Consider the following 13444-nt stretch of genomic DNA (forward strand, 5'->3'; position numbering starts at 1 on the left):
AGGCTCTAGTCAGTAACTAGAACCTCTTTTTCATTTAATTTCTTGCCCCTTTTCGAGACCATATCACAACAGGAATAAGTAATAACGCTAACACGCCTCCAGCCAATGACAATACCGCATAACTTGAATTCGCTACTACCATACCTGACATCGCTCCACCAGAAGCTCCAGCTAGCGCAATAAAAACATCTATTTTCCCTTGTGTTTTAGCACGTGTAGACGGTGTTGTGGAATCAACGATTTGTGCTGTACCACTTATCAATCCGAGGTTCCATCCTAGCCCAAGTAAAGAAAGAGCAACGATTAATAATAATAAAGAATCACTTGGCGCTATCGCAGCTATGACACCCGCTGCAAGTAAAATCACTCCACCAGCTATACTCATTGTAGTTCGGCCAATTTTATCAATTAACATTCCTGTAACGAGAGATGGAAGATACATTGCACCTACATGAAAACCTATCACAAGTCCTACTGCACTTAAACCGTGACCGTGGTGTCCCATATGAACTGGCGTCATCGTCATAATCGCAACCATCACTATTTGCGTAAGTATCATTACGATTGCTCCAACTGTAATACCTCGTTTATTTTCTTTCGCTTCTTCTGTTACTGGTTGCCCTTTATATGTATGTTCCTGTTTATATCTTTCTATTATGTTAGCAATAATTAACGGATCTGGACGAAGCATAACAAAAAGAACTAGACCCGCCAGTATAAATGCTGCTGCCGATAGTATGAACGGACCTGCAAGTTTAGGAACTCCAATTGAATGAGCAAAACTTCCCATTACCCCTACTAAATTTGGTCCTGCAACTGCACCGAAAGTCGTCATTACCATCGTAATACTAACAGCCGTTGCTCTCTGCTTCTTATCTGCTAAATCTGTACCTGCATAACGAGCTTGTAGATTCGTGGCTGTACCGGCACCATATATGAGTAAAGAAATAAGTAAAAGAATAATACTATTTGTTAAAGCTGCCATTACAACACCAATTGCTCCAAATCCACCTACTATGAACCCTGTTGCAAGACCTATCCGGCGTCCATATCGTTGCGAAAGCTTCCCTACTATGAAAGCTGCTAATGCCGATCCTAATGTAAACATAGCAGTTGGTAATCCTGCAAATGCATCTGTTCCAAGCATTTGCTGCGCAAGAAGTGCTCCCACTGTAATACCAGCAGCTAGTCCTGCACCGCCAAACATTTGTGAAATGCTGACGATTATTAACGTTCGTTTGTATAGTTTTTGTTGCTCTTCTTCTGTGTACACATGATTATCTATTAAAGCCCCTGCCTTATCTAGCAATTCCCCATCCTCCTTTTAAAATTAAGCCCTCTTGTTAATGTACTATGTATAACGTTACATATTCAATGGCATTTTCCATTCATCCCTTTCATTCTAAAAAACTTTCTAATCATACTCGACTTATCCCATGCTATATTAAAAATACTATTATTCACAATATGCAAGGAGGAAACAATGAAAAAAACAGGCTGCTATAGCCTGTTTTTCTTTACGCTTCTTCTACTAATCTTCCCCTTCTCTTTTTACTCAAAGCTTTCCCTTCCCAAAACAACAAACTTACGAAAGCACAAATTAAAATAATTGGCACACTTGCTTTATATAAATCTGTAAAACTCATAGCCATCTGATTCTTGGCATAATGATTCACATCATTTGAAAATGTGAGTACCTCTTTCTTTATACTTTCCTCTTGTTTTTCAACTTCTTTTGTCACTTGCCTCATAACTTCTTCTCTTTTTACATCTCTATATTCTACTGGAACTTCTCTTAATATTTCATCCGTCTTGTCGCGAATCAATTCTTCCTTTTTCTCTTTACTTAATCCTATTGTCATTGCATTTTGTTTCTTATTTATATTCGACTCTAAACTTTGATTCTCTATTTTCTCTTTAGTCATTTGTAAAATTTCAGTTTGCTCAGCACTATTCACATGAATATTACGCACCTTTTCTTCTGCATAACGATATACTTTTTCTTTATTTACAGTTAAATTGTGAGTTAAGTTAGAGACAAATATTGCAACCGCCAATACAATTCCAACTTGTCGTAACATTGATACAACACTTTGAGAAGCAGTTAACAGTTCTCCTTCAAATGAAGAAGCACTTAAAACTGTAATTGGCCCCACTACTAAACCATATCCAACACCTAATATCATACACGGAATAATAATTTCTATATTTGTTGAATGAACATCAATCATTTGCAACCAATAGTAGGAAAGCCCCATAACAAGAAATCCTGACAAAATAATAGTTACTTTTCCGAGTTTTTTAATTAAAGTTGCTGCAACTGGTGAGATTAAAAATATCATTGCTGAAATAGGTGTCACTAAAAAAGCCGCTTCAATTTCCGTCCGACCTTGTAGTTTCGTCAAGAACGTTGGAAGCAATACAGTAACTCCAATTAAAAATAAATTACTTAATATAACAACGATAGACGCTCCGACAAACATTCGATCTTGAAATAACTTTAAATTCACCATTGGGTTATGAATCTTTCGTTCTACTAAAACAAATAGAATAAGAGAAATAGTGCTAATTGCATAACAAGACAAAGCAATATTACCTTGCCATCCCCATGTATTACCTTTTACTAATATGAGAGTAAATGAAAAAATTGCTGTGCTACTTAATAGTAGTCCTATCCAATCTATTTTTGAGATAATACGTTCTTCATTTTTTATTTGTAGCATGATGCAACATAACACGATTCCTATTATACAAACCGGAACATTAACGAAGAACACCCATCTCCATCCTAAATTTTGCGTAATAATTCCACCTATCACTGGTCCCATAGCAGCTGACAATCCTTGTGTTACTCCTAAAATCGCAAGCGCAACATGCCTCTTAGCTAATGGCATAGCTGATACACCAATTACCATACTTGTTGGAAATAAAATCGCCGCACCAATACTTTGTATAAAACGAGAAAAAATAAGAAAATCACCTGTATTAGCAAAAGCGCAAAGTACCGATCCACCACCAAAAATCACCAGACCAAGAACATACATCTTTGCTTTTCCAAAGATATCAGCTATCCGCCCTAACGGAATGGCAAGTACTGCAATCGTCATTGTATAAACATTTAATACCCAAGACATCTTTTCTAATGAAGTATTTACACTCGATTGTATTGCTGGTAAAGCTATATTCATAATTGTCGTATCAATCATACAAAGAAAGATACCTAGACACATTAAAAAGACAATCTTAATACCCTTTGATTGTTCCATCTTTATATACCCCTTTATTTATTGTGAACGCGTTTTTCATTCTTCTGTTTTATTGTTTTCTTCCGCCTCTAACTCTTCTAATTTTTTCTTCAAAGTCTCTACTTGTGCACTATACGATGCAATACCTACATCTAGTGAAATTTCTTCGACGAAAGTAATACCTACTCTCCACTTTTCATATTTCAATCGAAGATCTGCAATGTACGCTTCTTTTCTTTCAATTTCATCTTTAATCCATTTTTTTATCGTCACATCATCACTATAGTTGCCAAAATACATTCTCATTAAAAAATCCGAACGTAAAACATCCTTCTCTACAGGCGTCTGCATATATTGATAAAACTCTTCACGTCCTTCATCTGTAATAAAGTACATTTTCTTATTCGGTTTCCCCTCTTGCATGACAACCTCTTTTTTTATTTTCCCCTCATTCTCCAATTGTCGTAACGTTGGATAAATCATTCCAAAACTTCCATCAAAAAAGTGGGTAAATACGTCTTCAAAAACAATTTTAATATCGTAACCAGACATTTCTTTTCCCATTAATAAACCTAAAACAACATCTCTTCCCTTCAAAGTAAAACCCCCACATATTATATAATCAATAATCATATNNATATGATTATTGATTATATACCTTATTCTGTTAATTGTAAAATGTTTCTAAATAAAAAAGCCCCATAATTTGGTTTTACCAATTCACAGGGCCATTTTCTTATTTACTCCTTCACACCTACATCTTGCAAAACTTCAATATCCTCTTTCATTTCATAATAATAAGAAGGCAATTCTATACCATGTTCTAAGAAATAATCCTCTATGAATGAAATAATGATTTTTAACGTTTTCACACGGGCATACAATTTATCGTTACTTTCAATAATATGCCACTTCGCATTTGGCTTACTTGTTCTTTCAAACATGTCTTCCATCGCTTCAACATACTCATCCCATTTTTCACGATTACGCCAATCTTCATCTGTAATTTTCCATCTTTTCAAAGGATTTTTCTCTCTATCGTTAAATCTCTTTAACTGTTCCTCTTTACTTATATGGTAGAAGAACTTCCCTATTATGTAATGGTCATCTGTTAGTAGTTTTTCAAAATCATTAATCTCATCATATGCTCTCATCCACTCTTCCTTTGTAGCAAAACCTTCAACACGCTCAACTAACACACGACCGTACCATGAGCGATCAAAAATGGTAATTTGCCCGTACTGTGGAATTTTGCGCCAGAAACGTTGCAAATAATGGTAACGTTTTTCATGAGGTGCAGGCGCTCCAATTGGATCTACTTGGAACCCACGTGGGTCAAGATGTTCCGTCACCCGCTTAATTGCCCCACCTTTACCAGCCGCATCCCATCCTTCCATAACAAGCATAACCGCGATTTTTTCTTCTTTCAAAATTTGTTGTAATGCTAATAAGCGCCTTTGATATTTTTCGAGTTTCTTGTTGTACTTAGATTTTGATTCAATTTTTTTCGTTAAATCTACTTTAGCAAGATGTCCATTTTCCATAAAACAAATCCCCCTTGTTGTATGACAATGTTATTTTAACATATTTTTGGTAATTTTTTCATATCCTAAAAAGCTGTGTAGGAACATCTCTACACAGCTTCCTTCTCTAATTTCACATTTAACTACATTAAAATAAATAATTTATACGGAACTCTTAGTATATTCTTTTTTTAAAACGTAAAAATAGCCCTTTTAAAAAGGGCAGTAATCTAAGTATAGAAAAAACAAATTTATTCTTTCTTACTACATACGTAATTATGCCAGCTATAAGAGTAGTGAATAAGATATTGATTCACTACTCACAATACTCACTTTACATTATATGGTATATTTACTCGTAAAAAGAAGATAATAACAAGTAAATCCATTAAAGAATGGGAGCTCTCAAAAAATGAAACGAAAAATATTAACTCTCTTTACGCTTATATGTTTAGCACTACCAATGCAAGCTAGTGCTTACACATTTCAGTCACTACCGATTGCGTCAAAGTCTAAACAATGGTATGTCGAAATTGATAAATCTCATAACTCAAACAAGCAAGCAATCCAGCCAAAGCAAGGTGTATTTGATACGTATAGTTTACTCGTAAAAAACATCGGTCATGATGTATCAAACGTATCTGTGGAAATACTTGATAACAATCCTACCTCTAAGGCTACCTTTAAACCTACTACACCTAATGAAAATATTTCTAAAAGTCATACAAGCTTTGAGTACATGGTATTCCCATTAGACTTTAATAGTCATAATTTTAAAGTTGTGATCACTTGGGAAGAAAAGAATTTCTCTTATAACGGCCATCCGGTAAATGAAGGTAAAAAAATGAAACAAACATTTGTATTTAATGAAGAATAAGTCCTAATTTCTTTAGGACTTATTCTTTCTTATGGATACCAATCGATACAGCACTACATCTTCCTATGCAAGATTGGTTTAAAGAGAGATTCCCATTATTTTTTGAAACAGGCACTTTTGAAATTCAACGTGTTTGGGATAATGAGCTAAATAAACAAATTTCTATGACAATTACCCATACATAAAAAAAGCTTGGAAACCTGTCCAAGCCTTTCTTACTTCTAAGTAATTTTTTCAATCTTATAATGAATATGTAAAAATTTAAGTCCAAATATCCACATGCTATGATGAGCTGTTAACATTTTATCCTTATCCTCTGTAATGACGAAAGTCTCTGCTAACGGTAAACGGATTGTTAAGAACTGAGTATGTAAATAAATACCCTCATCTCCCTGACCATTTTCTCTTAACTTACTAGTAATGATTAAATCATGACTATCATTATATATTTTCAAAATACCAGTCATATTCGAATAAGGTAAAGGTAAGGCGATATTCATATATGTCTCATTCTTATTTGTATGCTTTGAATAAAGAGCTACAAAAATAGATTCACCTGCTTCATTTTTCCTTAGCCAAGCCCTTACATTCTCTCTTCCATCTTTCTCATCTATTACATTAATGATAGAGCCATGCATCGTTTCCCAATTGCCGCCCATCCCTAAATGTATTTGTCCCACACGCTTACTCATTTTCTCATAACAAAATGCAAATGGGCGGAACCAACGAGCCCATTTAATATTTGATTGCAACTCATACTCTGTTGTATTTTCATAAAAACGAATAATACTTAAAGGTACCTTCGTCACGTCAAATGACTCACTATGAAAATCAGTTATTTGATCAACTAAACCGTTGTATTCCTTACTGCCTACTAAATTGCCGCTATATAAAAAAGCCTCACCAATTGCCACACTTCCTCTTAATTTACTCATTGGTTTCCCATAGTATTTATAATTCGGAACACTCTTTTCGATCATCCAGCCGACAAATGCCGGTAACGCTACTCCAATTCCATTGACAACACCATGAATCCAAACCATTTGAGCAATTGTAATCGTCATTACATGCTTCAAATTCCCGTATGAGTATATAAGTGAGAACATAATTGTAACCATGAGTGTACTAGACGAAACGATTAGTAGAATCTTTGCACTGATAGCATTAAATTTTGCTCTCCAAACGTAAAATCCATACCCATAAATCGCACATAAATATAGAAACACTGCAAAAAATTCAAATATTCTCGAGTATGTAATTCCTATTGCGACTGTCATAGGTGAAATCATGATGATAAACATAATAACATCATATACTTTACTTCTCTTTTCTCTTTTTCTCCCTATTAAACCAGCTGATAATGGCAATAGAAACGCCGAATAATGAAAATGTGCAGCTGTGAGTAAAACAATGTCAGAGCTAAACTGCATAATTGAAAGTTTTGCTACTGAAGCAAAAAACCAAAAACCACCTAAAAACAAATAAATAAACGCACTATCTATGGCGGTCTCTTCTAACGGCTTCCATCCTCTTTCTAGCAATCTACTTACACCAAATAACGCAACAATTCCTGTATATACAAACCAAACTAGCGCAAATACATAGTGATTTGTGACGAAAGCTAGCATTGCACAAATTGCTGCAATTGGATATAAAAACGATACGAATTTATAAAATAATAAATACGATCCATCTCTTTTTCTTTTATCAATAATACAAAGTGACATTGGTATAAATAATAAAACAGATAATAATATAATTGCTTCAACAGGATTTATATTCGACCGCTCACATAATAGAAAAACAACATAACCAGCAAGCCCAAATATTATATTTTTCATATCGTTTATTTCCTTTCCACAAATGTTCCCTTATATGAAAAAAGCGAGCCAATTAACGGGTTTCGTACTTGTACATGAATTCGAAAACACTGTAGTGTTGCATCATAACTTTCAACAATTTTTGCTTCACCATACAAGAATTTTGGCAACGGAATTTTTCTTCCAAACATATAAAACCATTGTTTCTTTGAAGCAATATGCATTGCCCCTAACTCATCGATATGAAAATGTAGTGTAGAAACGAGTAAATGTGGTTCGCCAAAATAATCTACAATTTCATTTTCGTTTTCATCCAATTGCATAACTGCGTTAAAATATCTTTTCTTATTATGAAAATAAAAAGTACGGTTCCACCTTACTAATTCTTGTCCATATTCATCTCGCTCAGCTATGTTTTGTATCGTAAATGGAATTTCCTCTCCTCGTTCCGAGAAAAACATTCGAAACTTCGATGCAATTTTCAATATAAATTTCACGAAAAAAGAGCCACCGTAAATTTCATCCATCTTTCCTTCCCCTGTAAAACTATTCTCTTCTGTAATGGCATAACGCTTCTGCAATTCAGGATGAAGATTTTTATAGGTATCCCCTAATAATCGTTCATACATATTAGCCATACACTTATCCCTTTCTCGCCCTCTTGCAATTTTTCGCGCTTGGTAAATCGAAACTATTTATATAACCGACAATTGATAACCCCATTAGAAGAACATTTAATGTAATCGGATTAAACGGCCCTGTAAAGCTTGCGATATTCGTAAATCCTGCCGCTAACGTTAAAACTAGTAATACAATAATATGCAGTATAAATAATTTTCGTTTTGTTAGTGGCAACAGCCATACGACACCGAAAATTATTTCTAACACCCCAATTATTTTAAGTATATATACACTACTTTCATTTGAACCAATTAATACAGAAAGCATCTTTACTTCTTCTGAATGAGTAAACAGTAGTTTCGGCACTATCCCTTGATATATCCATACAAAAGCAAATAAAAAGCATACGAGCCAATACGTCATTGTTCTTCTAATTAGTAACCTAGGATGAAGCCCCTTTTCTAACCATAATTTTAAGGCATCAAAACTCCAAGCGGTCGCCCAACCTAATAACGGACGAAAAATATAGGAATCTATTACATTTCCTATACGACCAAATCTTGTATCATAATCATATTGTGTCTCAAAATGGATGTATTCTTTATTCGGCGTATACTTCCAATAACCACGTCCTATTTGAATAAGAGATAATGTATTATCCGTCCAAAATTTTAAAGAGGAAATTCTTTCACCAGTTTCTTTTCTTATTTCACCTATTGATTCCCCTTCTCCAGCTATTTCAAGCCCAAATCCAATCTTTGTTTTATACAAAAACTTCTGTGGTTCTCCTTCTTTTTTCCCTAAATACGAAATTTCAGTAAAGCGAGCATCCCACTCTGTATGTATATCTGGTTCTTGCGTATATCTCCATAATTTTTCCATCGTCGTGTTCATTTTTGTCGCAACATAAATAGGCTGTTTCCTTTTCATTCTCCCACCTCCTATGCACTATAAGTTTAATGTACATGCAATGAATTTATTTTGCTACATTTTTCACAAACTTTTCTGGAAAAAGAAAGAATTTTTAAAATATATATAAAACACTTGATTCCACGAAAAATTTAAATTATTATAAAACAAATGTTACCAATAACTTCATAAATCAAACACTCTCGCCTAAAACGTGAGATAGAGGTTGCGATACTTATGAGTATTCTAATGGAGACACAGAGATGTCTATGAACTTAGATGAAAGGAAGTATTGCCGAAATTGATAAATTTCTCTGCATTTGTCAATTGGGGCTGTTTTCGAATAGAAACAGAACTGTCATATGTACAGACGTGTACGTATGAAGAGCTATCTACAAAAAAGAGATATCATTTTTTTATGATATTCCTTTTTTGGCGGTTTTTTTATTAGCTCCGTTTTCTGTTTCCCTTTTCCTGTAACAGCACCATCCTCACTTATTTGAGATGGTGTTTTTTGTTTGTCTTTCTGGTAACTACAGGAGTATTGGGATTTATATATTTCCTAATCTATTCTTAAAAATAGACGAAAGAAGGAATTTGTAATGGAAACAATTGTTCAAAAATTTGGTGGCACTTCTGTCGGAAGCGTCGAACGCATTCAACATGTAGCAAATTTAATTATTGAAGAATATGAACGAGGTCATAGCATTGTCTCTGTCGTTTCAGCAATGGGAAAAAGCACAGATGAACTTGTCGCACTCGCTAACGCTATCACAGAAAATCCAAGTAAACGTGAAATGGATATGCTTCTATCTACAGGAGAACAAGTAACTATTTCATTATTAACAATGGCACTGCAAGCAAAAGGCTATCATGCAATTTCATTAACAGGGTGGCAAGCAGGTATTACGACAGAATCTGTACATAGTAGTGCACGGATTACTGACATTCATACAAATCGTATTCAATCTTATCTTGCTGAAGGCACGATTGTTATCGTAGCTGGTTTCCAAGGTATAAGTGTAGAAAATGAAATTACAACGCTTGGCCGTGGTGGTTCTGATACGACTGCTGTCGCACTAGCCGCTGCACTTAAAGCAAAAAAATGTGATATTTATACGGACGTGACAGGCGTATATACGACGGACCCACGAGTTGTAAAAGATGCTTACAAATTAGACGAAATTTCTTATGACGAAATGTTAGAGCTTGCTAATCTCGGTGCCGGCGTATTACACCCGCGCGCTGTTGAGTTTGCTAAAAATCATAACGTAGTTTTAGAAGTTCGCTCAAGTATGGAACAAGAAAACGGAACAATTGTAAAAGGAGAATGTAACATGGAACAACAATCAATCGTTAAAGGTATTGCATTTGAGGATAACATTACACGTGTCACAATTAAAGGATTAGAACAAGGCTCGCTTTCAACAGTTTTCTCTACATTAGCAGCAGCACACATTAATGTAGATATCATAATTCAAAGTATTACAAATGAAGGAACTGTACACCTCTCCTTCTCCATTCATTCGAATGATTTAAGAGAAACTTTAGAAGTTTTGGAACAAAATCAAGAAACTCTTCACTATGAATCTGTAGAACATGAAAATCACTTAGCAAAAGTATCAATCGTAGGATCTGGCATGGTATCTAACCCAGGTGTCGCTGCAAATATGTTCACTACTTTAAAAGAAGAAGATATTCATATTAAAATGGTAAGTACATCAGAAATTAAAGTGTCTGTCGTTATTGACCGCCTTCATTTAGTAACAGGCGTTGAGGCGCTGCATCAATCATTTATGGCGAAAATTGAGCCTTTCGTGCAAATGAGCTAATCTCATCTATTTAGTAATACTAAAAAAATCATATTAATGTATTACATTCCTATTAAATAAAAAGCTGTTCGTTAACACGATGCTATATGACATATTAAAAAACACCTTGTCACATTTTCCTATACTGTGACAAGGTATTTTTAACTGAAAGGAATTTGTAACTACTTAGTAGTATAATTATGAGGATAATTAAATAATAGACTTTTATACATAAGGAGATAAGACTATGGCAAAAAACAAATTACTACGAATGGACAATGTCAGCATCGTTGTAGAATCCCTTGATAACGCAATCTCTTTCTTTGAGGAGATTGGCTTGAATCTCGAAGGTCGAGCCAATGTCGAAGGTGAATGGGCTGGTCGCGTAACTGGACTCGGTTCTCAGTGCGTAGAGATCGCTATGATGGCCACTCCAGATGGCCACAGCCGAATTGAACTTTCGCGATTTCTCACCCCTCCTACTATAGCAGATCACCGAACAGCTCCTGTAAACGCCCTCGGTTATCTACGCGTCATGTTCACCGTTGAAGATATTGACGAAATGGTATCGAGACTCACTAAGCATGGTGCAGAGCTCGTTGGCGAAGTAGTTCAGTACGAGAACTCGTATCGTCTCTGCTACATTCGTGGAGTCGAAGGAATTTTAATCGGTTTGGCGGAAGAACTCGGTAATAAGTAAGCAAGTGACGTTTTGTAAAAAAGAGGGAATAGCTCTATATTTAAGCTATTCCCTCACTTCTATTAAAACAGATGAATGTTTTCTTTTTTACAAGCTGCACGTAAATCGTCAGGCCATACAGAAGATTGAACTTCACCGATATGTGCTTTACGTAAGAAGTACATGCACATTCTTGATTGTCCAATGCCACCGCCGATTGTTAATGGTAGTACGTCTTCTAATATACCTTTATGGAAATCATACTCACGTTTGAAGTCTTCACCAGTTTTCGTTAACTGCTCATCAAGTGATTTACTATCAACACGAATTCCCATTGATGATAATTCAAATGAAGATTGTAGTACTGGGTGCCAGAATAAAATATCACCGTTTAATTTCCAATCGTCATAATCAGCTGCGCGTCCGTCGTGCTTTTCACCTGAACGAAGTGCATCACCAATTCCGATAATAAAGACTGCACCATGTTCTTTCGCAATTGCATGTTCACGATCTTTCGGTGTTAATTCTGGATATTTATCTTCTAGTTCTTGAGAAGTAATGAAAACAATCTCTTCTGGTAAATACTTTCCAAGGAACGGATATTTTTCAAATAAGTGATCTTCTAAATCTTTGAATATTCCATAAATTGTTTGTACTGTTTTTTGTAAGTAATCGACAGTACGCCATTCTTTTTGAACGATTTTTTCCCAATCCCATTGGTCAACGTAAATGGAATGCGTTGCATCAAGTTCTTCATCACGACGAATCGCGTTCATGTTTGTATATAAACCTTCACCAGCTTCGTATCCGTATTCATGTAATGCAAATCGTTTCCATTTCGCTAGTGAATGAACAATTTCTAATTCTTCTCCTGAATGTAACATATCAAATTCAATTGGGCGTTCTACACCGTTCAGGTGATCGTTTAATCCTGATTTTTTCGTTACGAATAATGGTGCAGATACGCGGAATAGTTCAAGGCGTTTTGCTAATTGGTCCTCGAAAAATGTTTTAACTTCCTTAATTGCGATTTGAGTCTCTCTTACTGTCATTAATGATTGATACATGGTGGTTTCCTCCTAAAATGTTTGGATGTTGTGAAAAGAAGCCAACAAAAAAAGCCCTTCTTTCCCAAAAAACTGGGACGAAAGGCTTTGGTTCCGCGGTACCACCCAAATTAGCAACAGAGGTTGCTCACTTATACAGTACGGAGATAAAATATCTCGATACTGTTCTTCTTGTAACGGCGAAGTTCCCGGCTAAGTCTACTTTCCTATAAAGGATTTCGGTTAGCAACTCCAGGAGGTTCTTCATAATAGGCTTCGTATCAGGCTCACACCACCCCTGACTCGCTTAAACTACGTCCTACTACTACTCGTCCTTTCATAGTCGTTTTGTTGTCACATCTCTGAAACATTTTATTAATGATTATTCTATACAAAAAATAAAGAAAGTCAACAAAAAGTTTTAAAATGTTTTTCAATTCTTTATTTTACGGCTTTATTGATTGTTGTTAATTTAACATCTTTACTTTTTCTGCCTCGTCAATCCAAAAAATGTTTCACTGATCGAAACTAACGTATACACAACAATTAATGTGATCGTTCGGAATATAGAATCCGCAGTATTTCTTATTATTTTCATTTTCTTTATAATTCCTTTCAGTTTACTTGCAATTTCATGATATACTATAGCATTCAAGCAGTTTATTTTTACTTAAAGTAATCATAGTCATTTATAAAGAGTATTTTCTAAATCATTGACTATTATCAAATAAGATTTTTATATAACGGAGTGATCATATGAGTAAAACGAAAGCAAAACCGAAAAAAGGTGTAGGACAAGGTACAGGAAGTAAAGGATGGAACCGTTGGCAATCAAGTGCAAAGAAAAAGGCAGCTGCCAAACCATACAAAAGTAAAGGTACAAAGAAGTAATTTAAATAACATTTGATTTCTT

Annotated in this window: 12 protein-coding genes, 1 pseudogene, 1 riboswitch and 1 other annotated feature; of the genes and pseudogenes, 5 read left to right on the forward strand and 8 right to left on the reverse strand. The window is 34.9% G+C overall.

Translation table 11 applies throughout. From position 1 onward, the window contains the following. Positions 1–34: 34 nt before the first annotated feature. The 4 genes from CN409_RS16910 to CN409_RS16925 form a co-directional block, all read right to left on the reverse strand. Entirely contained in the window at positions 35–1309 is a 1275-nt protein-coding gene (locus CN409_RS16910; protein ID WP_000884518.1) for an MFS transporter, read from the reverse strand. 208 nt (positions 1310–1517) lie between these two features. Then, complete coding sequence (locus CN409_RS16915) at positions 1518–3266, reverse strand: MFS transporter (protein ID WP_000438124.1); 1749 nt, start codon at positions 3264–3266, stop codon at positions 1518–1520. Positions 3267–3302: 36 nt separating this feature from the next. Further along, complete coding sequence (locus CN409_RS16920; RefSeq protein WP_000678344.1) at positions 3303–3842, reverse strand: PadR family transcriptional regulator; 540 nt, start codon at positions 3840–3842, stop codon at positions 3303–3305. 143 nt (positions 3843–3985) lie between these two features. Then, positions 3986–4789, reverse strand: a complete 804-nt coding sequence (locus tag CN409_RS16925) for a polyphosphate kinase 2 family protein (RefSeq protein ID WP_000427314.1) — start codon at positions 4787–4789, stop codon at positions 3986–3988. Between the two features lie 391 nt (positions 4790–5180). On the opposite strand from CN409_RS16925, the gene CN409_RS16930 reads away from it, so the two are divergent. Then, the gene (locus CN409_RS16930) at positions 5181–5645 is read left to right on the forward strand and encodes a hypothetical protein (RefSeq protein ID WP_000823338.1); all 465 of its coding nucleotides are present in this window, start codon (positions 5181–5183) and stop codon (positions 5643–5645) included. A gap of 29 nt (positions 5646–5674) precedes the next feature. After that, positions 5675–5830 (forward strand): annotated as a pseudogene (locus CN409_RS16935) (DNA mismatch repair protein MutT); the annotation flags it as partial. Positions 5831–5866: 36 nt separating this feature from the next. On the opposite strand, the gene CN409_RS16940 reads toward CN409_RS16935, so the two are convergent. The 3 genes from CN409_RS16940 to CN409_RS16950 are packed head-to-tail and all read right to left on the reverse strand — an operon-like array spanning position 5867 to position 9016. Continuing rightward, on the reverse strand, positions 5867–7486 hold the full coding sequence (locus CN409_RS16940) for a YndJ family protein (RefSeq protein WP_000789396.1): 1620 nt from the start codon (positions 7484–7486) through the stop codon (positions 5867–5869). 5 nt (positions 7487–7491) lie between these two features. Continuing rightward, the gene (locus CN409_RS16945) at positions 7492–8103 is read right to left on the reverse strand and encodes a DUF4166 domain-containing protein (RefSeq protein WP_000002648.1); all 612 of its coding nucleotides are present in this window, start codon (positions 8101–8103) and stop codon (positions 7492–7494) included. A 4-nt stretch (positions 8104–8107) separates the two neighbouring features. Then, a complete protein-coding gene (locus CN409_RS16950) occupies positions 8108–9016 on the reverse strand; it encodes a DoxX-like family protein (RefSeq protein WP_000823953.1) in 909 nt (302 codons plus the stop codon). Between the two features lie 191 nt (positions 9017–9207). Continuing rightward, positions 9208–9394, forward strand: a riboswitch (Lysine riboswitch). A gap of 203 nt (positions 9395–9597) precedes the next feature. Between CN409_RS16950 and CN409_RS16960 the strand changes: the two genes are divergently transcribed. Beyond that, on the forward strand, positions 9598–10827 hold the full coding sequence (locus CN409_RS16960; RefSeq protein ID WP_000448041.1) for an aspartate kinase: 1230 nt from the start codon (positions 9598–9600) through the stop codon (positions 10825–10827). 226 nt (positions 10828–11053) lie between these two features. Continuing rightward, positions 11054–11506: a VOC family protein gene (locus CN409_RS16965; RefSeq protein WP_001107256.1), complete on the forward strand. Its 453-nt coding sequence runs from the start codon at positions 11054–11056 to the stop codon at positions 11504–11506. A gap of 62 nt (positions 11507–11568) precedes the next feature. Here CN409_RS16965 and asnA read toward each other — a convergent pair whose 3' ends face one another. Then, entirely contained in the window at positions 11569–12552 is a 984-nt protein-coding gene (asnA, locus tag CN409_RS16970; protein WP_000284912.1) for an aspartate--ammonia ligase, read from the reverse strand. 70 nt (positions 12553–12622) lie between these two features. Beyond that, positions 12623–12881: a binding site (T-box leader), on the reverse strand. A 406-nt stretch (positions 12882–13287) separates the two neighbouring features. Between asnA and CN409_RS16985 the strand changes: the two genes are divergently transcribed. Further along, on the forward strand, positions 13288–13422 hold the full coding sequence (locus tag CN409_RS16985) for a DUF3934 domain-containing protein (protein ID WP_000047588.1): 135 nt from the start codon (positions 13288–13290) through the stop codon (positions 13420–13422). Positions 13423–13444 lie beyond the last annotated feature (22 nt).

Origin of the sequence: Bacillus sp. AFS012607 (assembly GCF_002558005.1) — a bacterium.
Taxonomy (GTDB): Bacteria; Bacillota; Bacilli; order Bacillales; family Bacillaceae_G; genus Bacillus_A; species Bacillus_A thuringiensis_S.

Coding starts and splice junctions, on each gene's coding strand:
- CN409_RS16915 (WP_000438124.1), bottom strand. CDS start 3,266: ATGGAACAATCAAAGGGTATTAAGATTGTCTTTTTAATGTGTCTAGGT.
- CN409_RS16950 (WP_000823953.1), bottom strand. CDS start 9,016: ATGAAAAGGAAACAGCCTATTTATGTTGCGACAAAAATGAACACGACG.
- CN409_RS16930 (WP_000823338.1), top strand. CDS start 5,181: ATGAAACGAAAAATATTAACTCTCTTTACGCTTATATGTTTAGCACTA.
- CN409_RS16945 (WP_000002648.1), bottom strand. CDS start 8,103: ATGGCTAATATGTATGAACGATTATTAGGGGATACCTATAAAAATCTT.
- CN409_RS16985 (WP_000047588.1), top strand. CDS start 13,288: ATGAGTAAAACGAAAGCAAAACCGAAAAAAGGTGTAGGACAAGGTACA.
- asnA (WP_000284912.1), bottom strand. CDS start 12,552: ATGTATCAATCATTAATGACAGTAAGAGAGACTCAAATCGCAATTAAG.
- CN409_RS16960 (WP_000448041.1), top strand. CDS start 9,598: ATGGAAACAATTGTTCAAAAATTTGGTGGCACTTCTGTCGGAAGCGTC.
- CN409_RS16965 (WP_001107256.1), top strand. CDS start 11,054: ATGGCAAAAAACAAATTACTACGAATGGACAATGTCAGCATCGTTGTA.
- CN409_RS16940 (WP_000789396.1), bottom strand. CDS start 7,486: ATGAAAAATATAATATTTGGGCTTGCTGGTTATGTTGTTTTTCTATTA.
- CN409_RS16925 (WP_000427314.1), bottom strand. CDS start 4,789: ATGGAAAATGGACATCTTGCTAAAGTAGATTTAACGAAAAAAATTGAA.